At 72.9% G+C, this 23,248-nt stretch carries 16 protein-coding genes; 4 read left to right on the top strand and 12 right to left on the bottom strand.

What is annotated here, in order from left to right; all coding sequences use genetic code 11:
- Both ACH4RG_RS08160 and ACH4RG_RS08155 read right to left on the bottom strand, forming a co-directional pair.
- Positions 1-1,653 carry a TerD family protein gene (locus tag ACH4RG_RS08160; RefSeq protein ID WP_397929179.1) on the bottom strand — a complete coding sequence of 551 codons (1,653 nt, stop codon included), beginning with the start codon at positions 1,651-1,653 and terminating at the stop codon, positions 1-3.
- Positions 1,654-1,773: 120 nt separating this feature from the next.
- On the bottom strand, positions 1,774-2,397 hold the full coding sequence (locus tag ACH4RG_RS08155; RefSeq protein ID WP_397921541.1) for a M48 family metallopeptidase: 624 nt from the start codon (positions 2,395-2,397) through the stop codon (positions 1,774-1,776).
- Positions 2,398-2,659: 262 nt separating this feature from the next.
- On the opposite strand from ACH4RG_RS08155, the gene ACH4RG_RS08150 reads away from it, so the two are divergent.
- Both ACH4RG_RS08150 and ACH4RG_RS08145 read left to right on the top strand, forming a co-directional pair.
- The gene (locus tag ACH4RG_RS08150) at positions 2,660-3,820 is read left to right on the top strand and encodes a ThiF family adenylyltransferase (RefSeq protein WP_397921544.1); all 1,161 of its coding nucleotides are present in this window, start codon (positions 2,660-2,662) and stop codon (positions 3,818-3,820) included.
- A gap of 64 nt (positions 3,821-3,884) precedes the next feature.
- Entirely contained in the window at positions 3,885-5,390 is a 1,506-nt protein-coding gene (locus ACH4RG_RS08145) for an ABC1 kinase family protein (RefSeq protein ID WP_397921546.1), read from the top strand.
- Positions 5,391-5,410: 20 nt separating this feature from the next.
- Here the strand turns inward: ACH4RG_RS08145 and ACH4RG_RS08140 are convergent, their stop codons facing one another.
- From ACH4RG_RS08140 to ACH4RG_RS08120, 5 genes are all read right to left on the bottom strand, one after another.
- Complete coding sequence (locus ACH4RG_RS08140) at positions 5,411-5,614, bottom strand: hypothetical protein (RefSeq protein ID WP_397921548.1); 204 nt, start codon at positions 5,612-5,614, stop codon at positions 5,411-5,413.
- A gap of 98 nt (positions 5,615-5,712) precedes the next feature.
- The gene (locus ACH4RG_RS08135) at positions 5,713-6,072 is read right to left on the bottom strand and encodes a hypothetical protein (protein ID WP_397921550.1); all 360 of its coding nucleotides are present in this window, start codon (positions 6,070-6,072) and stop codon (positions 5,713-5,715) included.
- Complete coding sequence (locus ACH4RG_RS08130) at positions 6,069-6,437, bottom strand: WhiB family transcriptional regulator (protein WP_007460056.1); 369 nt, start codon at positions 6,435-6,437, stop codon at positions 6,069-6,071. Before ACH4RG_RS08130 ends, ACH4RG_RS08135 begins: the two co-directional genes overlap by 4 nt.
- A gap of 176 nt (positions 6,438-6,613) precedes the next feature.
- The gene (locus ACH4RG_RS08125; protein ID WP_361879145.1) at positions 6,614-6,943 is read right to left on the bottom strand and encodes a hypothetical protein; all 330 of its coding nucleotides are present in this window, start codon (positions 6,941-6,943) and stop codon (positions 6,614-6,616) included.
- Between the two features lie 167 nt (positions 6,944-7,110).
- Complete coding sequence (locus ACH4RG_RS08120; protein WP_397921552.1) at positions 7,111-9,327, bottom strand: ATP-dependent DNA helicase UvrD2; 2,217 nt, start codon at positions 9,325-9,327, stop codon at positions 7,111-7,113.
- Between the two features lie 249 nt (positions 9,328-9,576).
- Between ACH4RG_RS08120 and ACH4RG_RS08115 the strand changes: the two genes are divergently transcribed.
- Positions 9,577-9,831, top strand: a complete 255-nt coding sequence (locus tag ACH4RG_RS08115) for a glutaredoxin domain-containing protein (protein WP_006127421.1) — start codon at positions 9,577-9,579, stop codon at positions 9,829-9,831.
- Between the two features lie 79 nt (positions 9,832-9,910).
- Here the strand turns inward: ACH4RG_RS08115 and nudC are convergent, their stop codons facing one another.
- The 5 genes from nudC to ACH4RG_RS08090 all read right to left on the bottom strand — a co-directional run bounded on the left by nudC (position 9,911) and on the right by ACH4RG_RS08090 (position 20,176).
- Positions 9,911-10,867: an NAD(+) diphosphatase gene (gene nudC / locus ACH4RG_RS08110; RefSeq protein WP_397921554.1), complete on the bottom strand. Its 957-nt coding sequence runs from the start codon at positions 10,865-10,867 to the stop codon at positions 9,911-9,913.
- A 140-nt stretch (positions 10,868-11,007) separates the two neighbouring features.
- Positions 11,008-12,402 (bottom strand): dipeptidase, encoded by a 1,395-nt coding sequence (locus ACH4RG_RS08105; RefSeq protein WP_397929169.1) that lies wholly within the window; start codon positions 12,400-12,402, stop codon positions 11,008-11,010.
- Positions 12,403-12,412: 10 nt separating this feature from the next.
- Positions 12,413-15,925 carry a UvrD-helicase domain-containing protein gene (locus tag ACH4RG_RS08100; protein WP_397929166.1) on the bottom strand — a complete coding sequence of 1,171 codons (3,513 nt, stop codon included), beginning with the start codon at positions 15,923-15,925 and terminating at the stop codon, positions 12,413-12,415.
- Between the two features lie 55 nt (positions 15,926-15,980).
- Positions 15,981-19,394 (bottom strand): ATP-dependent helicase, encoded by a 3,414-nt coding sequence (locus ACH4RG_RS08095; RefSeq protein WP_397929164.1) that lies wholly within the window; start codon positions 19,392-19,394, stop codon positions 15,981-15,983.
- A 233-nt stretch (positions 19,395-19,627) separates the two neighbouring features.
- Positions 19,628-20,176: an MGMT family protein gene (locus ACH4RG_RS08090; RefSeq protein ID WP_398539267.1), complete on the bottom strand. Its 549-nt coding sequence runs from the start codon at positions 20,174-20,176 to the stop codon at positions 19,628-19,630.
- 221 nt (positions 20,177-20,397) lie between these two features.
- Here ACH4RG_RS08090 and ACH4RG_RS08085 point away from each other — a divergent pair, with 221 nt between their 5' ends.
- The gene (locus tag ACH4RG_RS08085) at positions 20,398-23,199 is read left to right on the top strand and encodes a lysylphosphatidylglycerol synthase domain-containing protein (protein ID WP_398539266.1); all 2,802 of its coding nucleotides are present in this window, start codon (positions 20,398-20,400) and stop codon (positions 23,197-23,199) included.
- The last annotated feature ends 49 nt before the right edge of the window (positions 23,200-23,248 follow it).

Here is a 23,248-nt window from a genome sequence, read left to right as displayed (position 1 = left end):
TCAGACCTCGTAGGGCTGGACGACGATGAAGTTGCCGGGGGCTCCCCGGAACTGGAGGTTCACGGTCTCCCCGCTGTGTCCGGGGTACGCGTTGCGGCGCAGCCGGACCTGGCTGGAGACGATCACCTGGGAGGCGGCCGACCAGGCGACCACCGCGTTGCAGTCGGCGAACGTGGTGGGCGTGACCGGCAGGACGACCGGGGTGCCGTGGGTCTTCACGATCACGGTGCCGGTGCCCTGGAACTGCATGGTGAACAGGGCGCCGCCGGGGATGCCGTGCCCTTCGACCCTGCGAACCTCGTACTGGAGGGATTCGTCGAAGGCGAGGACGCTCTCGGCGGAGACGCAGATGGCATCGCCCTGCAGTTCGATCGGGTGCAGGTGGGAGCCCTCCTCGGCGAGGAAGACCTGGCCGCGGCCGGTGCAGCGCATGAGCTGCATTTCCTGGCCGGTGGCATTGCCCACGGCGCGGCCGACGAACCCGGCGCTCTTGTAGCCGAAGTCCACCTTGCCCTGGTACATCACCATGCTGCCCTGGCGCGCCAGGACCCCGGATCCGCCCATGGTCAGGTCGACCCGCATGAGCTGCTGGTTCTGCGGGGTCCAGCGCTGCCCGGTCGCGGTCTCCTTGTACGGCTGCAGAGCCGCCTGGAGACCCGCGCCGGTGGCCGGCGCTCCCTGGGGCACGCCCTGCGGCATCCCGACAGGGGGCTGCTGGCCGTACGGGGCCGACATGGGCTGACCGAAGGGAGCGGGGGCCGGCTGGCCGAAGGGAGCGGCGGGAGCGGGGACCTGCTGGCCGAAGGGGGCGGCGGGCGGCGGGCCCTGGCCGGGGACCACCTGGCCGAACTGAGGCTGCTGCGGCGGCTGGGGCTGGCCGTACGGGGACGGGGCCTGGGGCGCCTGCGGCGTCTGGGGAGCCATCGGGGCCGCGATCGTCGGCGCCGCGTGCATCGGCTGCTGCGGTGCGGGCGGCGGCGAGGGCGCGGACGGGGCGCCGAAGGCCGGTGCGGGCTGCGGGGCCGGGGCCGGAGGCGGCGCGCCGAAGGCGGGGGGCGCTGCGGCCTGGGCCGGCGGGGCGAAGCCCGGAGCGGCGGCCGGGACGGCGGCGGGCGGCGCCTCCTCCTCGGCGACCTCGCCCCCGAAGTTCTTCAGGAGCGCGTCGAGACCGCCGTCGAAGCCCTGGCCGACGGCGGCGAAGCGCCAGACGTCCTTCAGATAGAAGTCACCGAGCATCACGGCGCGCTCGGTGGTGAACTCCGACCCGGTGAAGGCGTACCTCACCACTTCCTCGCCACCGGCGACGATCCGGATGTATCCCGGACCGATCTGTGACATCTGCCCGGAACCGTCGAGCGTCGCGGTGAAGGAGAGCTTCTGGATGGCTGCGGGAATACGGTCGAGCGTGACGCGGAAGGACTCGGTGTCACCGGACTGCGCGCCGAGGAGCTGAATGGACTCCTCGGGCGATTTCGGCTGATTGAAGAAGATGAAGTACCGGTCGTCGGAGAGCTGCTCATGGGCGTCGAGGCCGAAGCAGCTGATGTCGAAAGTCAGCCCCGGGGCCGCGATCTGCACGCCTACGTACAGATCCGTCCCCGGCGTGAGATCACTGATCTTGGCCTTGTGGCCGCGTTGGAATTCCCTGGCCATGCGTAACGACCGTCCCCCATCCAGAAGGTAAATGCGTCGCGTCAGGCTAACCGCAAACAACGGCATCGGACCAAGCCGGTACACACCCGGTACAGAATCGGCGAACGCGACCGGCCCCGGTCACTCCTCGCGGGCGGCGGGCAGGTGGGGCAGCCGCCCGGCCGCCACGACGCCCTCCAGGTACCCCCGGGCGCGCTCGGTGCGCGGATAGGCCTCCAGCAGCCGCCAGAACCCGGGACCGTGTCCGGGAACCAGCAGATGTGCCAGCTCGTGGAGGAGTACGTAGTCGACCACGTACTCCGGCATGCCCTGCAGCCGGTGCGAGAGCCTGATGCTGCCCTCGGCAGGGGTGCACGAACCCCAGCGGGTGTTCTGGTTGGTCACCCAGCGCACCGAGACGGGCCTGGCGCGACCGTCGAAATACTGGGCGGACAGCCGCCCGGCACGCTCGACGAGTTCGGTGTCACCCAGGACACGCTTGCTCTCCTGGGCGGCGAGCTTGTCCAGCATCACGCCCACCCAGCGCCGTTCCTCCGCCTCCGACATCCGGGCGGGGATGAGCACGATCGTGCGGTCGCCCTCGCGGTACGCGGAGACCGTTCTCCTGCGCCGGGTGCTCCTGCGGACCTCGACCGCGCTCGTCGCCGCAGCGCGGGCCGGATGGGCTGCCGCGCTGCGCTGATGGCTTCCGGCGCTGGGCGCGGGGGTCTCCCCGGCGAAGCCGGACGACGGGTCGGCGGGCACGCCACGACGTTACCCGCTGTCCGTGGGGGAAGTCCCGCCCCCGGGATCGGTCGGCGGCGATCCGTACCGCGTCACGCACCATGCGAACGACCACATGCCTGAACGACCAAGAGCTTGAATGACTAATGACCTGCGCCTGTGGACAACTCCGGGCAAGGTTCGGCGCGGGCCCGCATTCTGGCGGAGGTCCTACGGAAAGACTCGTGGATCAACCGGTCTGCGGGCACAGCTGTGCCCGCGACACCGCTCAGGGGGAGAAATCATGTATCCGATGCTGAAGCCCGCACTGCGCCGTGCCTGGCGCGGACGGAACACCGTGCAATTCGGCGTGACACCCGCACACGCCGTGACGCTCGGACCGGTGGACCTCGCCACGGGGAGCTTTCTGGAACTGCTCGACGGCACGCGAGGACTGCCGCTGCTGCACGAGGAGGCCCGCGCCCTGGACCTGTCGGGCCGTCATGTGGACACCCTGCTCGCACGATTGGCGGAGGCCGGGCTTCTGGACGACCCGAGGTCGGCCGGTCCGGGGGCCGATGCCCTCTGCCGTCGCGCCGAGGTGACGGACCGCCAGCGCCCCGATGTGGCCTCCCTGTCGGTCGTCCGTCCCGAGCCGGGCGGCGGTGCGCGCCGGATGGCGGCCCGACGGGCGATGCGGGTACAGGTTCGAGGAGCGGGCCGGGTCGGGGCGTCCATCGCCTCGGTGCTGTCGGGCGCCGGAGTGGGGCACGTGGAAGTGCTCGACGGGGGCCGGGCCGAGCACTGGGACGTTGCGCCCGGGGGGCTCCCCCCGGCCTCCGTGGGGGAACGGCGCGACGTGGCGGCCCGTCGGCTCGTCCGCCGGTGCGCGCCCGGGCCCACTCCCCGGCGGGCGAGGACGGACGAAGTGGCGGCCGACCTGCCGGGGAGCGCCGGGCAGCCCGGTCTGTCCCTGATCGTGGTCGCTCCCCGGGACGGCCTCGCGGTGTACGCGCCTGTCCCGGACACGGCCGGTCCCTGGATCGCGTCGGGCACTCCTCATCTCTATGCGGGTGTGATCGAGGCCACCGGAGTGGTCGGGCCTCTCGTCCTGCCCGGGGGCACCGGGTGCGCGGGCTGTCTGGAGCTGCACCGCGCGGACCGGGATCCACAGTGGCCCCGGATGCTGGCGCAGTGGCGTTCCGGGCGGCGGGGAGCCGTGCCCGCCTGCGATCTGGGGCTCGCGACGGCGGTCGCCGGTCTCGCCGCGGCACATGCCCTGGCCTTTCTCGACGGGGACCTCCCTGCCTGTACCGGAGCTCGCTGGGAGGCCGCTCTGCCCTTGCTGGACTGGCGCTCCGAGGCGATCGGCCCGCATGCGGACTGCTCCTGCGGGGCGGCCGGGGGTGCTATGCGGGAACGGCCCTCCGGTGCTCTTCCGGCGCAGGACACAATGGCGGGGTGACCGCCGTCGCCGGAGAGATCCCGGAGGCACGAGCGGCACGGCGGTCTGGGAACTGGAGGGGCACATGTCTGATCTTCCCCGGAAGGCGGTTACGCGTACGGCCAAGCTGGCCGCGCTTCCGCTCGGCTTCGCAGGCCGTGCCACATGGGGTCTGGGCAAGCGGATCGGCGGAAAGTCGGCCGAGCTGGTCGCCCGTGAGGTGCAGCAGCGCACGGCGGACCAGCTGTTCAAGACCCTGGGCGAGCTGAAGGGCGGGGCCATGAAGCTGGGCCAGGCCCTCTCCGTCTTCGAGTCGGCCCTGCCCGAGGAGGTCGCCGGCCCGTACCGGGCCGCACTGACCAAGCTCCAGGAGGCCGCGCCGCCACTGCCCGCGCGCACGGTCCACGGGGTTCTCGCGACACGGATCGGGGAGGACTGGCGGGAGTATTTCCTGGAGTTCGAGGACACGCCGGCGGCTGCCGCCTCGATCGGGCAGGTGCACCGGGCGGTGTGGCACGACGGCCGCGAGGTCGCGGTGAAGGTGCAGTATCCCGGCGCGGGCGAGGCCTTGCTCTCCGACCTGTCCCAGCTCAGCCGCTTCGCCAGGCTGCTCGGCCCGCTGGTCCCGGGGATGGACATCAAGCCGCTGATCAAGGAGTTGCGGGACCGGGTATCGGAGGAACTGGACTACGAGCTGGAGGCCCGGGCGCAGCAGGAGCACGCGGCGGAGTTCGAGGGCGACCTGGATGTGGTGATCCCTCAGGTGGTGCACCAGTCCGACCAGGTGCTGGTGACGGAGTGGATCGACGGGATACCGCTGTCCGAGGTCATCGCGGAGGGAACGGCGGAACAGCGGGACCGTGCGGGACAGTTGCTGGCCCGCTTCCTCTTCTCCGGCCCGGCACGCACCGGTCTGCTGCACGCCGACCCGCACCCGGGCAACTTCCGGCTGCTGCCCCCGGCACCGGAGAACGCGGATCGTCCCGAGAACGCGGAGCGTCCCGAGAACGCGGAGCTCTCGGACGACGCGGCGCTCGCGGAGGAGGACGGCGGTTCGTTCGGGTCGTGGCGGCTGGGGGTGCTGGACTTCGGCACGGTCGACCGGCTGCCGGGCGGGCTGCCACGGAACATCGGCGACTCCCTGCGGCTGACGCTGGAGGGCGACGCGGCGGGAGTGTACGGGCTGCTGCGCGAAGAGGGCTTCGTGAAGGAGTCGATCGACCTGGACCCGGACGCGGTGCTCGACTACCTGCTCCCGATCATCGAGCCCACGCAGGTGGAGGAGTTCACCTTCAGCCGGGGCTGGATCCGTGAACAGGCGGCCCGCATAGCCGATCCGCGCTCCCCCGCCCATCAGCTCGGCCGGCAGCTGAATCTCCCGCCGTCCTACGTCCTCATCCACCGGGTGACGCTCAGCACGATCGGGGTGCTGTGCCAGCTGGGCGCGACGGTCCGGCTGCGCGACGAGCTCGAGGCGTGGCTGCCGGGGTTCCTCGCGGAGGACGCCGAGGACGTCGAGGACACCGAGGTGGAGGAGACGGAGTACGCCGAGGAGGAGGGCGAGCCGGAGGGAAAGCCCGTCCAGGCGTAGGAGAGATCAGGGAGCATCGGTTACCACCAGAGTGAGTCGAGGCGGCTCTCGATGGCGCGGATGTGGAGGCGGGCACAGCCCTCGCAGAAGAGGAGACGTCGTCCGTCCTCCACGGAACAGAGCCAGGTCGGAGGGGCTGGGTCGCCCTCGGCGGCGGTGCCGCAGCGGGCGCACACCACGCTGTGCTCGGTGGGTTGTTCGGGGGGATGGGTCTCCTCGTCCACCTTCTGACGATATCCCCGTGACCTGATGGGCGGCGGTACACCGCACCGCGGGGCCGTCCGTGTCCGGACGGCCCCGCGGTGCGGTGATGGGTGCACGGTCAGTGCATGACCGCCATGGCCAGCGCGCGGCGGGCGCGCAGCGAGGCGCGCTCCGCTCGGCGCTGCATCCGGCGGGCGGCGATGAGGCGGGCCGACTGGCGGTCCTCCTGGGCCTCCCGCAGGCGGTCGCGCATATGCGCACGCGCCATGGCTTCTGGGATGAGTTGCATTTCGCGGGTCCTGTTCTGACGCGAGTCGTTCGCGCCGATGATGGTGACGTCGGGGGTGGCGGAGCCGACGGGCTCCTTCGTGGGGGTGATCATCGGTGCCTGATTCCGGGGGTCATGGGTCTGGGGACGGTCGATCGTTCCGAGGCGGAGCCTGCGCGTGGGGGCGGGGACCCCACGGGTCGCGATCACGCTGCGACCGGGTTCTTGCGCGGACGGCCACGCGGACGCTTGCGAGCCACGACGACGCCCTGGACGAAGAGCTCGCCGCCCCAGACACCCCACGGCTCGCGGCGGTCCTTCGCCCCGGCGAGGCAGGCCTCGACGAGCGGGCAGGTACGGCAGAGGGACTTGGCGTACTCGACGTCGGCGGGCGACTCGGCGAAGAAGACCTCCGGGTCGTAGGAACGGCAGGGGACGGGTACGCCGAGGTTCTCGATGGCGTCGTCGAGCGCGGTGAGCGTGGTGAGCGGGGTCAAGGCGGAGTCCTCCGTGGAGCCGGGCGGCGAGATCGGGGTGGAAAGCGGTACTGACGGGGCGTGCGTTTCGATGTGCACGGTGGGTGGTGTCCTCGTCTGGTCGTGCCGGCCTGTTGGCCGGTTGGCGGCTGCTGGTACCAGGTCCTGCTTGTCCCGAGGCTCCTTCGCTCTGTCCTGTCCGTTCGGACAAAACAAAAGGGCCGCGGATCCCGAGTGGGGTTCCGCGGCCCTGAAGGCGCCGGCCTGATGCTGGATCAGGCTGGATCGCTCCAGGGTTCAGGCCCACGGAAGGCCCACATCGTGTGGTGGTGCTGCGTCTGCTTCTCGGCTCCGGCACCGGCTGCCGCAAAGGCATAGGCCTGAGCCTGTGCTGCCTTCGCTACTGCTGCCGCCGGTGCCTCGATCGGTCGCTCATTACGCTCCCGCGTCACGGGGAGGCTCACCAGGGACAGCGGACGGACGGCGGAGACGCCGGACAGACCGGTGGCGCGAAGCGAGGCAACCGAGGAGCGGGTGAGGCCGAGCGAGCAGGCGGAGACGACCGAGAGATCGGTCATTTTCTGGGTTTCGATGATGCTGATCACTTCAATCGCCTCCTCTCGGCGTCTCAGGGGGACCGGCCGGGACCGGTCCTGCGTATTCGGATAAGTACAGCACGGAATCAGGGCTTCAGAGAAGTCGCTGTTCCCGTGGTTAAGAACCTATGGTGACGACTGGGGCGGGCGCAAACTATTTTCTCGACGAGTTTTCCTCAGCTCTCGTCCGCACCCTCCTCGGACCCGCCATCAATCGCCTCACCTGCGCAGATGGCCAGAACATCGGTGCCGAAGCGGCTCAACTTCCGGTTGCCGACGCCGGCGATGACGACCAACTCGCCCGCGGTGGACGGCACCGCCTCGGCGATCGCCATGAGCGTCTTCTCGGTGAACACGCAGAAGTCAGGCTGCCCCAGCAGGGCCGCCTGGGCGGCACGCCAGTCGTACAGCCGCCCGTACAGCGCCTCGTCCATGTCCGAGGGGCACTCCTCGCAGCGCATCAGCTTCATCTCGCCCGCGTCGGTGAGCGTGCGTCCGCAGACCCGGCAGCGCACCGGGCTCCTGGGCTTGCGCTCGACGGCCGGGGTCCGCTCGACGGCGGCCCGGCCGGATCCCCGGTCGATCCCTCCGCCGCCGCCGACGCCGCTCCGCGAGCCCGAGGCCGTCGAGCCCGGGCGCAGCCCGTTCAGGAAACGGGTCGGCCGTCGGCTCGCCCGGCCGCCCGGTGACCGGGACAGGGCCCAGGAGAGCGAGAGGTGGACGCGGGCGCGGGTGATTCCGACGTACATCAGGCGCCGCTCCTCCTCGACCTGCTCGTCGGTCTTGGCGTAGGCGATCGGCATCATGCCCTCGGTCAGGCCGACCAGGAACACGGCGTCCCATTCGAGGCCCTTCGCCGAGTGCAGCGAGGCCAGCGTCACGCCCTGCACCGTCGGGGCGTGCTGCGAGGCGGCCCGCTCGTCCAGCTCACGGACCAGGTCGGTCAGGGTCGCCCCCGGTCTCGCCGTCTCGAAGTCCTCCGCGAGGCGCACCAGCGCGGCCAGTGACTCCCAGCGGTCACGCACGGCTCCCGACCCGGCGGGCGGCCGGCTGGTCCAGCCCTTGGTGGAGAGCACCGCCCGCACCTGGGCGGCCAGGTCCTCCGCCCCGTCGAGGAGCGAGTCGTTGCCTCCGGCGCGGGCCGCGCCGCGCAGGGCGGTGCCCGCCTCGCGGACCTCGGCCCGCTCGAAGAACCGCTCGGCGCCGCGCAGCTGGTAAGGCACCCCGGCGTCCGCGAGTGCCTGCTCGTAGACCTCGGACTGGGAGTTGACGCGATAGAGGACGGCGATCTCACCGGCCGGCACGCCCGCGGCGACGAGATCGCGGATCCGCCGGGCGGTGCCCTCGGCCTCCGTGGGCTCGTCGGAATACTCCGCGTAGACGGGCTCGGGCCCCTTGTCACGCTGCGACACCAGCTCCAGCCGGTGGTCGGCCGCCTTGCCGTGGGCCTGGCTCAGCAGGCCGTTGGCGAGGTGGACGACCTGGGGCGTGGAGCGGTAGTCCCGCACCAGCTTGACCACGGTCGCCCCCGGGTGGCGGGTGCGGAAGTTCAACAGGTGGTCGGGGGTGGCGCCGGTGAAGGAGTAGATCGTCTGGCTGGCGTCGCCGACGACGCAGAGATCGTCCCGGTCCCCGACCCAGAGATCGAGCAGCCGCTGCTGGAGCGGGCTCACGTCCTGGTACTCGTCGACGACGAAGTGCTGGTACTGGCCGCGCACGTGGTCGGCGATGTCGGTCCGGTCCTGGAGGATGCCGACGGTGAGCAGCAGCACGTCCTCGAAGTCGATCACCGAGCGGTCGCGCTTGAGCTGTTCGTACGTGGAGTAGATCTGCGAGAGGACCGCCGGATCGCGGGGGGCGTCCCGCTGGGTCTTGGCGACGGCCGCCGGATAATCGGCGGGGACGGTCTGGGTGACCTTGGCCCACTCGATCTCGCTGGTGACGTCCCGCAGCTCGTTGCGGTCGAGCCGGAGCTCGCAGCGGGCGGCGGCCTCGGCGACCAGCTGCACCTTCCGCTCCAGCAGCCGGGGCAGCTCGCCACCGACGGCTTTCGGCCAGAAGTACTGGAGCTGGCGGAGGGCGGCGGAGTGGAAGGTCCGTGCCTGGACGCCGGTCGCGCCGAGCTGTCGCAGCCGGCCGCGCATCTCTCCGGCGGCCCGGTTGGTGAAGGTGACGGCAAGCACCGTGGCCGGCTGGAGAATGCCCGCACGCACCCCGTACGCGATGCGGTGCGTGATCGCGCGGGTCTTGCCCGTACCCGCTCCGGCCAGCACGCACACCGGTCCGTGCAGGGCCAGAGCCACCTCGCGCTGCTCGGGGTCGAGCCCGTCGAGCACGGCGTCCGGGGTCTCGGGAACCTGGGGGAAGAGGGTGGAGTGCGTTGCTGCTGTCACCCCGCCATGCTGCCAGGTCCCACGGGGCGGATGCGGCGGTTGTCCACAGGGGTGAGGTATTCGTCGTACCGGCCAGCGCGGCACGGGGCCGGGACCGGGGCCGAGACGGGGCCGACACGGGGCGTGGTGGGAATGGTGGCCGCGTCCCGTGCGTTCCCTATCCATGCGGAAGGGCCTCGACAGCGGCCCGACCGTTGGTGACGCTGCCGGCCGCGCAGCGTACGGACGAGACGAAGGAGCGCCAGCGACATGGCGGGCACTGTGACGATGTACAGCACCACCTGGTGCGGCTACTGCCGTCGGCTGAAGAGCCAGATGGACCGCGAGGGCATCGCGTACAACGAGGTCAACATCGAGCACGACCCGGAGTCGGCCGCGTTCGTCGAGAAGGCGAATGGCGGAAACCAGACGGTCCCCACGCTGCTGATCGTGGCCCCGTCGGGCACCGAGTCGGTCATGACGAACCCGTCGCTCGCCCAGGTGAAGCAGGCGCTCGCCGCCTGATCCCGGCCGATGGACGACCGCCCGTCGCGCACACCGCTGCCCCCGGCACCGCCGGGGGCAGCGGTGCGTCCGGGAGTGCTCAGTCGGTCCGCTTCGCGCTGCCGGGCCTCGGGAGCGGCTTTCCGTACCAGAGCTCGATCAGGCGGGCCGCGATCGAGATGCCGAACGGGGGCATGACCTCGCCGGATTCGAAGGCCGCGGTGAGGTCCTCGCGGGAGAACCAGCGGGCCTCCTCGATCTCCTCGCCGTCGACGGTGATGTCGAAGGTGGTCGCCCGCGCCATGAAGCCGAGCATCAGGCTGGAGGGGAACGGCCAGGGCTGGCTGGCGATGTACTCGACCTCGCCGACGGTGACCCCGGCCTCCTCGTAGACCTCGCGGGCCACGGACTGCTCGATCGACTCCCCCGGCTCGACGAATCCGGCGAGCGTGGAGAAGCGGCCCTCCGGCCAGTGAACCTGGCGGCCCAGGAGGGCCCGGTCCCGGTCGTCGGTGACCAGCATGATGACCGCCGGGTCGGTGCGCGGGTAGTGCTCGGCGCCGCAGGCCTGGCAGCGGCGGATGTGGCCGGCCGCCGCGATGACGGTGCGCTCGCCGCAACGGGAGCAGAAACGGTGCAGCCGCTGCCAGTTCTCCAGGGCGACGGCGTGCGCCATCAGGCCCGCGTCGCGGGGGCCGAGGAGAAGCCCCGCCTCGCGGAGCCCGGCGGGCCGGGCCGACTGGTCCATGCGGCCGGGCAGCGAGTCCTTCTGGAGCGCGAAGTAGCTGACGCCGTCCTCGTCGGTGCCGAGGAAATACCGGTGGGTCTCGGTGACCGGGGCCTCGAAGGCCTGGGTCATGACGATCTCGGTGCCCCCGTCGGGGGTGTCGTCGATCAGCACCTGCCCGCCGGAGACGACGAAGACGCGGGTCGTCGGGTGGCTCCACGCCACGGCCAGCCACGCCTCGTCGAGGCGGTGGTGTGCCGCGCGGTCGATGCCGCTCGGCGAGGTGAGGCCGATCGGGCGGTCTGCGGTGGCGTTGTCGAAGGTGCTCACAGGTGCTTCCTACTCCCCCTGGGTGGATCGGGTGTGCACAGATACGTGGAGGGTGTGCAGAGGATTCAGCGGAGTTCCGATTCCGGGCGTGCAGTGGTCGCGGGCATTCAGCAAATACGGGCGGTCAGCAGGTACGGCGTTCAGCGCAGTGCCGTGGCCAGCTCGCTCCACAGGTGGGCGGTCGTCTCCACACCCTTGAGCAGCAGGTCGAGCTCGACCTTCTCGTCGGGGGCGTGCCAGCCGTCGGAGGGTACGGAGATGCCGAGGAAGAGAACGGGTGCGCCGAGCACGTCCCTGAGGTCGGCGGCGGGGCCGGATCCTCCTTCGCGGGTGAAGAGGATCTTCTTCCCGAAGGCCCGGCCCATCGCGCGGGCCACCGCCTGGAGGGCGGGGTGGTCCAGCGGGGTCAGGCAGGGCCGGGTGGCCGGCTGGAAGGCGATCCGCTGGCGGACGCCCGCCGGCATACGGGCCTCGGCCCAGCTCCGCACGGCCTGCTGGACGCGGTCGGGCTCCTGGCCGTCGACCAGCCGGAAGCTGATCTTCACCAGGGCCGAGGAGGGGATGATCGTCTTGCTGCCGACGCCCTGGTAGCCGCCGCCGATGCCGTTGACCTCGGCGGTGGGGCGGGCCCAGACGCGCTCCAGCGTGGAGTACCCGGCCTCGCCGGCCGCGGCCTCCGACTTCGCGGTGCGCAGCCAGGTGGCCTCGTCGAAGGGCAGCTCGGCGAAGAGGGCCCGCTCGGTGTCGGTGAGGTCGGTGACCCCGTCGTAGAAGCCGGGGATCGCGACCTTGCCGTCCGCGTCGTGGAGGGCGGCGACGAGGCGGGCGATCTCGGTGGCCGGGTTGGGGACGGCTCCGCCGAACGATCCGGAGTGGATGTCCTGGGCGGGGCCGTACAGCTCGATCTCGCACTCGGCGAGGCCGCGCATGCCCGTGCAGACGGTCGGGGTGTCCTCGTCCCACATGCCGGTGTCCGAGACGATCACCGCGTCGGCGGCGAGTCGGTCCGCCCGCTGCTCGGCCAGGGCGCGGAAGTGCGGGGAGCCCGACTCCTCCTCGCCCTCGATCAGCAGCTTGAGGTTCACGGCGGGGGTGGTGCGGCCGGTCGCGGCGAGGTGGGCGCGGACCCCGAGGGTGTGGAAGAACACCTGGCCCTTGTCGTCGGCCGCGCCGCGCCCGTACATCCGGCCGTCCCGGATCACCGGCTCGAACGGATCCGTCGCCCAGCCGTCCTCCCGGGCGGCGGGCTGCACGTCGTGGTGGCCGTAGACCAGGACCGTCGGGGCGTCCGGGTCCTCGCTGGACCACTCGGCGAAGACCGCAGGCGCCCCGGGGGTCTCCCAGATCTCGGCGACCGGGAAGCCGGTCTCCTTGAGCTTGGCGCTCAGCCACTCCGCGCTGCGCCGTACGTCCCCGTCGTGCTCCGGCTGCGCGGACACGGACGGGATGCGCAGCCACTCCGCGAGGTCGTCGAGGAAGGCTGCGCGGTGCTGTTCGGTGTACGTACGGACGGCGCTGTCCGGGGTCTCGCTCATGCTCTTGAGCCTATCCGTCCTCGGGGGCCGGCTCGTCCAGCAGGATCCGCTCCAGCTCGGCCCGGCCGGGCAGTCCCCGCGGCTGGACGGTCTCCCCGCTGCGTACGTAGAGGAAGGTGGCGGTGACCTCTTCGAGCGGCAGATCGTGCAGTTCGGCCCAGGCCAGCCGGTAGACGGCGAGCTGGAGCGGGTCGGCGGTGCGGTGGCGGGTGGTCTTCCAGTCGACGATCTCGTACCGGTCGCCCGTGCGGTAGACGGCGTCGATCCGGCCCCGGATCACGCGGCCCGCCAGGGTGATCTGGAACGGGGTCTCCACCCGGTACGGCGTGCGCCGGGCGTACGCGGTGCGCTCGAACGCCTCCTTCAGCTCGGCGAGGTCCCGCTCGTCGGCGATCTCCGCATCGCTCTCGTCGCCCCCCGGCAGTTCGTCGGGGCCGAGCATGGGCAGCGGCAGTTCCTCGTACCGCGACTCCACCCAGGCGTGGAACCGGGTGCCCCGGCGGGCGGCGGGCTGGGGCGGACGGGGCATGGGCCGGGCGAGCTCCCGGGCGAAGGCGTCGGGGTCCTCGGCCAGCCGCAGCAACTGGGTGGCGGAGAGCGCGGCGGGCACGAGGACCTCGCGCACGGTGGCGCGGGCGCGGCGCAGCTCCCCGGCCAGGGAGTCCAGGTCCCGGTCCCAGGAGGCGAGGGTGCGGGCCTCCTCGGGGGTGAGCCGTTCCGCGGCACCGGCCTCCTGGGGGTGGCGGGCGGCCGGGATGTGTGGGGGTGGGTGCGGTGCGGTATCGGGTGCCGGGGCCGGGGCCGGGTCCGGTGCCGTCCCGGGTGCACCTGGGGGTCGTTCGGTGGGGAGCGCGTCCCAGTCCCAGTCCCTGTCGAACGGCTCCCCGTCGAACGGCTCAGGGTCGGACGGCTCCCCGTCGAACGGCTCAGGGTCAAACAGTTCCTCGTCGACCCGTGGGGCATCGGGCTCGTGCGGAGGCTCACCGGTGGCCAGCCGCTCCAGGTGGGCCAGCACCGTGTCCCGGGCGGCGCGGCGGCGGGCGAGGGCGTCGGCGTCGAGCGGGAGCGGCCAGGCCAGGTCGGCGTCCCGCTCTGCGAGGGCCGGGTTCTCCTCGTCCTCGGCGGGCTCGTCCGCCCAGGCCTCGATCTCCCCGTGGCCCGCAGCGCAGTGCTCGTACAGCGCTTCGAGGAAGGCGGACGGGCCGCGCGTCCGCTTCTGGGACGGGCCCCACCAGTGGCCGGAGCCGAGGAGCAGGGAGCGGGGGCGGGTGAAGGTGACGTACCCGAGCCGCAGCTCCTCCGTGTGCTGATGCTCCTTCATCTCCACCTTGAACGCCTTGATCCCCTTGGCGTCGAGGCCGTCGTGCGTGTCGAGGGCCGGGAGCGTCTCCGCGTCGCCGCGCAGGGCGTGCGGGAGCACCTGGGCCTGGGCGGTCCACGCCTCCCGGGCCCGGTCGCTCGGGAACTGGCCCGTGACCAGTCCGGGTACGGCGACGACGTCCCACTCCAGGCCCTTGGACTTGTGGGCGGTGAGGACCTTGACGGTGTTCTCGCCGCCGGGCAGCGCGTTGTCGAGGCCTTTCTCGTACTGTGCGGCGGTCCGCAGGAAGCCGAGGAAGGCGAGCAGGGTCGCCTCGCCGTCCAGGGAGGCGAACCGGGCCGCGGTGTCCAGGAAGTTGGCGAGGGTCTCCCGGCGGCGGGCGGCCAGCGCCTGCGGGGACGCGGACAGCTCGACCTCCAGGCCGGTGGTGGCCAGGACCCGGTGCAGGACGTCCATCAGGGGGTCCGCGAGCGAGCGGCGCAGGTCGCGCAGCTCCCGGGCGAGGCGGGCGAAGCGGACGCGGGCCTCGGCGGAGAACGGCAGCCCGTCGTCGGCCGCGTCCCCCACGACCAGGAAGGTGTCCAGCGCGTCCGCGAGCGATATCACCTCGGCCGGGTCCGTGCCCTCGACCGCCTCCGCGAGCCGCTGGTCCGCGTCGGCGTCGTCCGCGTGGCCCGCCCGGTGCACGAGGAGGCGGGCGCGGCGGCCCAGGAGCGCGAGGTCGCGGGGGCCGATGCGCCAGCGCGGTCCGGTGAGGAGGCGGACCAGGGAGGCGTTGGCCCCCGGGTCCTGGAGGACCTCGCAGACGGCGACCAGGTCCGCCACCTCGGGCAGGTGGAGCAGCCCGGCGAGGCCGACGACCTCGACCGGGACGTCCCGGGCGACCAGCGCCGCCTGGATCGCGGGAAAGTCCCCGGCCGTGCGGCACAGAACGGCGATCTCGCCCGGCGGGGTGCCGGTGCGCACGAGGTGGGCGAGGGAGTCGGCGAGCCAGTCGATCTCCTCGGTGTGCGTGGTCAGCAGGGCGCAGCGGACCATGCCGTCCCGCTCGGCCCCAGGGGCGGGGCGAAGCGCCTCGACGCCCTCGTGCATCGCCCGCAGGGGTTCGGCGAGGCCGTTGGCGAGCTGGAGGAGACGGCCGCCGCTGCGCCGGTTCTCACTGAGGCTGTATCGGGTGGCGGGGGTGCCGTCGGCGTGGGGGAAGTGCTCGGGGAAGTCGTCGAGGTTGGCGACGGACGCGCCGCGCCAGCCGTAGATCGCCTGGCAGGGGTCGCCCACGGCGGTCACCGCGTGGCCGGTGGGCGTGCGGCCGCCCTCCCCGGACTCCGTACCGCTGCCGAACAGCGCGGAGAGGAGCAGTCGCTGGGCCACCGAGGTGTCCTGGTACTCGTCGAGGAGGACGACCCGGAACTCCTCGCGCAGGATCCTCCCGACCTCGGGCCGGGTCAGGGCCAGCTCGGCGGAGAGGGCGATCTGGTCGCCGAAGTCCACCAGGTCCCGGCTGCGCTTGGCGGCCCGGTAGCGCTCGGTGAGGGCGAGGAGGGAGCGGCGGGCCTCGGCGGTCTCGGGGATCTTGCGCAGGTCGGCGTTGCTGAGTTTGGTGTGCTCCAGGGCGCTCAGCAGCTCGGTGTCGTACGTGTCGAGCGCGCCGGGCCGTACGAGGTGTTCGGAGAGCTCCCCGTCGAGCGCCAGAAGATCGCTGACCAGGGTGGGGAAGGACCGGGTGAGCGCCGGGTAGGGGCCCGGGGCCTCGCGCAGCACCTTCGCGGCGAGCTGGTAGCGGGTGGCGTCGGCGAGGAGGCGGGTGGTCGGCTCCAGGCCGATGCGCAGGCCGTGCTCGGTGAGGAGGCGGCCGGCGAAGGCGTGGTACGTGGAGATGGCGGGCTCGCCCGGGGGGTTGTCCGGGTCGATGACGTCGGGGTCGGTGACCCCGGCGGCGATCAGTGCCCTGCGGACGCGCTCGGCCAGCTCGCCCGCCGCCTTGTTGGTGAAGGTGAGGCCGAGGACCTGCTCCGGCGCGACCTGTCCGGTGCCGACGAGCCAGACGACCCGGGCGGCCATCACGGTGGTCTTGCCCGACCCGGCTCCGGCCACGATCACCTGCGGGGCGGGCGGCGCGGTGACGCAGGCCATCTGCTCCGGGGTGAACGGGATCCCGAGGAGCTCCTTGAGCTGCTCGGGATCGGTGAGGCGCGGGGACACGTGAGAAACGGTAACCGGAGCCACTGACAACCCGGGCCGATGCCCACGAAAGGCCCTACTCGACCACCTGGCGCCCCTCCGGCTGCGCGCTGCACGACGCGCGGAAGGCGCAGTGGGCGCAGTGGGTACCGGTGGTGGGTGTGAAGCGTTCGTCCAGGACCTTTCCGGCGGCGGTGGCGAGCAGCCCGGAGACCCACTCCCCCGCCAGCGGCTCCTGGGCCTGGACCTTGGGGAAAGCGTCACCGCCCTCCTTCTTGGGCGCGGGCTGGCGGAGCTGGACCAGCTCGGCCCCGCCCGGCTCCGGTCGCCGGCCGTCGAAGACCTCGTCGACCGCGCCCTCGCGGACGGCGAGCTGGTAGACGGCGAGCTGGGGGTGGGCGGCGACCTCGTCCTTGGTGGGCGCGCCCTTGCCGGTCTTGAAGTCGACGACGTACGCCCGGCCCTCGGCGTCCTGTTCGACCCGGTCCATCGAGCCCCGGATGCGGACGGCGTACTCGCCCGCCTCCAGGGTCACGTCGAAGCCGTGCTCGCTCGCGGCGGGGGTGCGGCCGCCCCGGTCCAGGACGTGCCAGTGCAGGAAGCGTTCCAGGGCGGCGCGGGCGTGCTCCTTCTCCTGCTCGGACTTCCAGGGGGCGTCGAAGGCGAGGCCGTTCCACACCGAGTCCAGGCGTTCCATGAGGACGTCCAGGTCTGCGGGGGTCCGGGAGGAGGCCACCTCGTCGGCGAGTACGTGGACGACGTTGCCGAACCCCTGGGCGGCGGTGGCCGGGGCGTCGGCCTTCACCTCGCGGCCCAGGAACCACTGGAGGGCGCAGGTGTTGGCGAGCTGGTCCAGCGCGGAGCCGGAGAGGGTGACGGGCTGGTCGCGGTCGCGGAGGGGGACGGCGGAGCGGGTCGGCTCCTCCAGGCCCCACCAGCGGTACGGGTGGGCCGCGGGCACCAGCGGCTGCCCCTCGTCGTCGGTGAGCGCGGCGAGCCGGGCGAGGCGGTGGGCGGCGGCCTCACGCAGCGCGTCGGAGGCGGCCGGGTCGACCGTGGTGGCGCGCAGCTCGGCGACGAGCGCGGCGACGGCGAGGGGGCGGCGCGGGCGGCCGGTGACGTCGCGGGGTTCGACGCCCAGCTCGGTCAGGAAGCGGGAGGGCTGGTCGCCGTCGTCGGCGGGGGCCTTCACGGCGGTGACGACGAGGCGGTCGCGGGCGCGGGTGGCGGCGACGTAGAAGAGCCGGCGCTCCTCGGCGAGGAGGGCCCCGGGCGTGAGGGGTTCGGCGAGTCCGTCCCGGCCGATCCGGTCGGCCTCCAGGAGGGAGCCCCGGCGGCGCAGGTCGGGCCAGAGCCCTTCCTGGACCCCGGCGACGACGACGAGCCGCCACTCCAGGCCCTTGGAACGGTGGGCGGTCATCAGGCGTACGGCGTCGGGGCGGGCGGTCCGCCGCGAGAGGGTGTCCGCGGCGATGTCCTGGGCGTCGACCTCTTCGAGGAAGTTGAGGGCCCCGCGCCCGCCGGTGCGCTCCTCGGCGCGGGCCGCCGTCTCGAACAGGGCGCACACCGCGTCGAGATCGCGGTCGGCGTTGCGCCCGCCAGCCCCGCCGCGCAGCGCGGCCCGCTCCAGCCTGCCGGGCCAGGGGGTGCCGTTCCACAGGGTCCACAGGGCCTCCTCGGCGGTGCCGCCGCCTTCGAGGAGTTCGCGGGCCTTGCGCAGGAGCATGCCGAGGCGCTGCGCGCCGTGGGCGTACGCCGGGTCGTGCGTGACGAGCCGTTCGGGCTCGGCGAGGGCGCGGGCCAGCAGTGCGTCGGAGGGTGCGGGGACCCGGATCCCGGCCGCGCGCTCCTCGTCGCGCAGGGCCCGGCCGAGGCGGCGCAGGTCGGCGGCGTCCATGGAGCCGAGCGGGGAGGTGAGAAGGGTGAGGGCGGTCTCGGAGTCGAGCCAGGGGGCCGCCGCCTCGTCCGGCTCCTCGTCGGCACCAGCGGCGTCCGGCTCCTCGTCGGCACCGGCGGCGTCCGGCTCCTCGTCGGCACGGGCGGTGTGCAGCGCGGCCGCGGCCACCGTCCGCAGCGCCGTCAGCAGGGGGGCGACGGCCGGTTCGTGGCGCAGCGGCAGGTCGTCGCCGTCGACCTCCAGGGGGACTCCGGCGGAGGTGAGGGCGCGGCGGACGGCGGGCAGCGAGCGGCCTCCGGCCCGTACCAGCACGGCCATCTCCTGCCACGGCACCCCGTCCTCCAGGTGGGCGCGGCGCAGCAGGTCCGCGATGTTCTCCAGCTCCGTGGACGCGGTCGGGTAGGTGTACGTCTCGACCTCGCCCCCGTCCCGGACGGCGGCGGGATCGCGGTGGGCACGGACCGTGTCGGCGGGCAGCCGGGTCAGCGGCATCCGGCGGGTGAGCAGCCGGGTCGCCGCGAGAAGTCCGGCCCCGGAGCGGCGGGAGGTGGTGAGGACGCCCACGGGCGCGGGGCCCCCGTCCGCCCGGCGGAAAGTGTCCGGGAAGTCGAGGATGCCGTTCACGTCGGCGCCCCGGAACGTGTAGATCGACTGGTCGGGGTCGCCGAAGGCGATCAGCGTCCGCCCGCCGCGCGCTGCCGCCCCGGGCTCCTCGGCGTACCCCGGCGCGCGCCCCCGGTTGCCCGCCAGGGCGTGCAGCAGGCGCACCTGGGACGGGTCGGTGTCCTGGTACTCGTCGACGTACACCGCGTCGTAACTCCCGGCCAGCCGCTCCGCCACCTCGGGGCGCTCGGCGAGCAGGACCGCGCGGTGCACCAGCTCGGCGTAGTCCAGGACGCCCTGGGCGTCGAGGATGTCGAGGTACTCGGCGAGGAACTGGGCCGCCGCCGTCCAGTCCGGGCGTCCGGTGCGACGGGCGAAGGCGGCCAGCGCGTCCGGACCGAGGCCCAGTTCACGGCTGCGGGCGAGCACGGCCCGCACCTCGTCGGCGAAGCCGCGGGTGGTCAGGCAGGACCGCAGCTCGTCCGGCCAGCGGACGTGGGCCAGGCCCTCCTTCTCCAGGTCGAGCTGGCCCGCGAGGAGCTCGCGGACGGTGACGTCCTGTTCGGGTCCGGACAGCAGGCGCAGCGGATCGGCGAACAGGTCGGCGTCCTGGTGGGCCCGGACCAGGGCGTAGCAGTACGAGTGGAACGTGGTGGCCTGCGGGCCCCGGGCCGCCCCGAGGCGGGCGGCCATCCGGTCACGCAGCTCGACGGCGGCCTTGCGGCTGAAGGTGAGGACGAGGACGCGGGCGGGGTCGGTGCCCCGGTCGACCCGCGCTGCGACGGATTCGACGAGGGTGGTGGTCTTCCCGGTGCCGGGCCCGGCGAGGACCAGCAGCGGACCGCCCGGGTGGTCAACCACCGCGCGCTGGCCTGCGTCCAGGAGAGGGGGATCCACGGAACCCGGCGGAGTGCGGACCAGGCGGTACGCGCCCGTGGTCCGCGGCCGTGACTCACGGTGCGGACTGTGCCGGGTGGAGGAGGAACTCACGTGGATCGCCGGTCCTGGTGGGTGTACGCGGGTGTACGGGTAATGAGGGACGGGGACGGGGTCGGTGCGGACGGGTAAGAGGAAAGGGGCGGCGCGTGCCGCGCGATGACGACGCTACGCCAGCGACGGCACGGGCGGCAGCGGCTGTGCCGCGTCGCTCGTCACGTGCGCTGCCGCCGTCACGTGCGCTGTCGTGTGGGGCCGTATCGACGGGGGGCCGATGGCGGAAGCTGTCAGGTGTGAGCTTTCTCGCCCCGACCGTCCGCACGGTCCCCCCGACCGTCCGCACGGTCGGGGAGACCGCCCGCACCGCGCGCGTCACCGCCCGCACCGCGCGCGTCACCGTCCCCACCGCGCGCGTCACGCGCGGCTCCCGTCTGTCCGCCCTCACCGCCGCCGTCGTCCGGTCGCACGCCACCGTCCCAGCGGGCACGCCGCATGTCGATGCGCGGAATGTGCCCCTCCGCCCGGTGCGACGCCTCGCGCAGCGGGGTGCCCTCGGCGCGGTAGTGGTCCAGCGCCCGCAGCTCGTGGGCGGGGAGCAGGGTCCCGTCGGAGCGGACGACGCGCCACCACGGCACGGCCGATCCGTACAGCGCCATGACCCGGCCGACCTGGCGGGGTCCTCCCTCGCCCAGCCACTCCGCGATGTCGCCGTAGGTCATCACCCGGCCGGGCGGGATCAGGTCGGTCACATCGAGGACGCGCTCCGCGTACTCCGGCAGCTCGGCGCCGGTCGGGGCGGTGCCGGACCCGCCCTCGTCCGTCTGGTCCTGGCTCATCCGTCCCATCCTGCCGTACGCCACCGACAGCCCGGCCGAAACGGTATCCGTCCGGGCACACCGCGTGCACACGGGTGGAAACGAGCGTATGTTGCGCTTCCCGCGCCCGTGCGATGCACCCTGATGCCCTCCTCCGTCTACGGGCCGTGCCACCATCATGCGGGCGGTGACCGGTGATACCAGAACACGAAGACGGACCAGAGGCGATGAAGGAGCAGGGCGTGCAGCCACCGAAGGCGGCGGACGCCTCCGATGCCGGGGAGCGCCCGCACGGCGATTCCGAGTCCTCCGGAGCGCCCCGTGCCGACGGCCCCACGACGTCCACCACCGGACATCCGGCCGGCTCCACCCTGGCCTCGGCCGAGGCCGCTCTGACCGACCGCGTCTCCGGCGACGAGCCGCTGCTCCCCGCCCGGGTGCACCGCCCCTCCGACCTGATGCGGCTGCTCATCGGGGTGCTCGCGATCGCGGTCCTGTTCTCGATCGCCGCGTTCGCCCAGGGCACCACCACCGGCCTGGAGGACGACATCTCCAAGGGCACCGAACAGGCGCCCGATCTGTTGATCAAGATCGCCGGTCTGGTGTCCAGCATCGCCGTGCTGCTGGTGCCCGTCGCCTTCGCCATCGAACGCCTCATCAAACGCGACGGGCTGCGCATCGCGGACGGTGTGCTCGCGGCCGTGCTCGCCCACGGGGTGACGCTCGCCACCGACCTGTGGGTCTCGCGGTCCGCGCCCGGCACCATCCAGGACGCGCTGACCCAGCCGCAGACGGCCGGCGGTCTGACCGACCCGGTGCACGGCTACCTCGCGCCGGTCATCGCGTACATGACGGCGGTCGGGATGGCACGGCGACCGCGCTGGCGCGTGGTGCTGTGGGTGGTGCTGCTGCTCGACGCGTTCGCGATGCTGGTGGGCGGGTACACCACCCCGTTCTCGATCATCCTCACCGTGCTGATCGGCTGGACCGTGGCGTACGGGACGCTGTACGCGGTCGGCTCGCCGAACGTCCGCCCCACCGGCCAGCACCTGATGGCGGGGCTGCGGCACGTGGGCTTCCGCCCGGTCGCGGCGATGCGCACCGAGGACGCCCCGGACCACGCCGACCAGAGCGACCGGGGGCGGCGCTATCTGGTCACCCTGGAGGACGGCCCCCCGCTGGACGTCACCGTCGTCGACCGGGAACAGCAGGCCCAGGGGTTCTTCTACCGGGCCTGGCGGCGGCTCACACTGCGCGGGATCACCCAGCGGCGCTCGATCCAGTCCTTGCGCCAGGCGCTGGAGCAGGAGGCGCTGCTCGCGTACGCGGCCATCGCCGCCGGGGCGAACGCGCCCAAGCTGATCGCCACCTCGGAGCTGGGCCCCGACGCGGTGATGCTCGTCTACGAGCACATCGGCGGCCGGACGCTGGACTCGATGGAGGACGAGGAGATCACCGACGATCTGGTGCGTGGCACCTGGCGTCAGGTGAAGGCCCTCCAGTCGCGCCGGATCGCGCACCGCAGGCTGACCGGTGACGCGCTCCTGGTGGATCGCTCCGGCAGGGCGTTCGTGACGGATCTGCGCGGCGGCGAGATCGCCGCCGGTGATCTGGTGCTGCGGATGGACGTGGCCCAGTTGCTGACCACGCTGGGGCTGCGGGTGGGGGCCGAGCGGTCGGTCGCCGGGGCGCTGGCCGTGCTGGGCCCGGACGCGGTGGCGGACTGTCTGCCGCTGCTCCAGCCGATCGCGCTGAGCCGCTCCACCCGGGCGACGTTGCGCCGGATCGCCCGCGAGCGTTCGCAGCGCGAGCGGGAAGCGGTGGTGGAGGCCTCGCAGGCGGCCAAGCAGGCGAAGACGCGGGCCACCGAGGAGTCCACCGGGGGGACGCTCCCGGATCACGGCGCGGACCGGACGACCGAACAGAAGGCGGGCCCCAGGACAAGCCCCAAGGCGGAGCGCAAGTCGCTGCGCACCGAGAAGCAGGCCGAGAAGCGCGCCATGGACGACGCGCTGGAGGAGGCCCGCGAGGAGGATCTGCTCGCCCAGATCCGGCGTCAGGTGCTGCTGATCCGCCCGCAGGCCCCGGTCGAACCGGTACGCCTGGAGCGCATCAAACCGCGCACCCTGTTCAGCTTCATCGCCGGGGCCATCGCCGCGTACTTCCTGATCTCGCAGGTCACCCAGGCGAACTTCGGGGTGGTCGTGGAGCAGGCGGAGTGGGGCTGGGTGGCGGCCGCCCTCGGATTCTCGGCGCTGAGCTACGTGGCGGCGGCGATGAGCCTGCTGGGCTTCGTGCCGGAGCGGGTGCCGTTCTCGAAGACCGTGCAGGCGCAGGTGGCCGGCTCGTTCGTGAAGATCGTCGCGCCGGCCGCCATCGGGGGCGTGGCCCTGAACACCCGCTTCCTCCAGCGCGCCGGGGTGCGCCCCGGGCTCGCGGTGGCGAGCGTCGGGGCCTCGCAGCTCTTCGGGCTCGGCGCCCACATCATGCTGCTGGCGCTGTTCGGTTATCTCACCGGTACGGAGCGGACTCCGGACTCGCTGACCCCGTCCCGGACGGTGATCGCCGGTCTGCTGACGGTCGCGGTGCTGGTGCTGGTGGTGACGGCGGTCCCGTTCCTGCGGAAGTTCGTGGTCACGCGGGTGCGCTCGCTGTTCGCCGGGGTCGTGCCGCGCATGCTGGACGTGGTGCAGCGGCCGCAGAAGCTGCTGACGGGCATCAGCGGCATGCTGTTGCTGACCGGCCTGTTCGTGCTCTGCCTGGACGCCTCGATCCGGGCGTTCAGCGGCCCGGGCGTCCCCCAGCTGAGTTACGCGAGCATCGCGGTGGTCTTCCTCGCGGGGAACGCGATCGGCTCGGCGGCCCCGACGCCGGGCGGAATGGGCGCGGTCGAGGGCGCGCTCACACTGGGCCTGATCGCGGTCGGTCTGCCGGCGGAGGTCGCGGCGCCCGCGGTGCTGCTCTACCGCGTGATGACGCTGTGGCTGCCGGTGCTGCCGGGGTGGATCGCCTTCAACCAGCTCACCCGCAAGGGCGAGCTGTAGCCGGAGCCCCGGGCCGGGCGAGCAGGCCCGCCGCCGGGCCCCTGCGGGC

Origin of the sequence: Streptomyces sp. NPDC021019 (genome assembly GCF_044333295.1) — a bacterium.
Taxonomy (GTDB): Bacteria; Actinomycetota; Actinomycetes; order Streptomycetales; family Streptomycetaceae; genus Streptomyces.
The sequence above is the reverse complement of the archived record's forward strand: the minus strand, read 5'-3'. Positions and strand labels throughout refer to the sequence as shown.

What these genes read in the sequence shown, in the direction of transcription:
- ACH4RG_RS08160 (WP_397929179.1), bottom strand. Translation starts at nt 1,653, where the DNA reads ATGGCCAGGGAATTCCAACGCGGCCACAAGGCCAAGATCAGTGATCTC.
- ACH4RG_RS08150 (WP_397921544.1), top strand. Translation starts at nt 2,660, where the DNA reads ATGTATCCGATGCTGAAGCCCGCACTGCGCCGTGCCTGGCGCGGACGG.
- ACH4RG_RS08145 (WP_397921546.1), top strand. Translation starts at nt 3,885, where the DNA reads ATGTCTGATCTTCCCCGGAAGGCGGTTACGCGTACGGCCAAGCTGGCC.
- ACH4RG_RS08115 (WP_006127421.1), top strand. Translation starts at nt 9,577, where the DNA reads ATGGCGGGCACTGTGACGATGTACAGCACCACCTGGTGCGGCTACTGC.
- ACH4RG_RS08105 (WP_397929169.1), bottom strand. Translation starts at nt 12,402, where the DNA reads ATGAGCGAGACCCCGGACAGCGCCGTCCGTACGTACACCGAACAGCAC.
- ACH4RG_RS08090 (WP_398539267.1), bottom strand. Translation starts at nt 20,176, where the DNA reads ATGAGCCAGGACCAGACGGACGAGGGCGGGTCCGGCACCGCCCCGACC.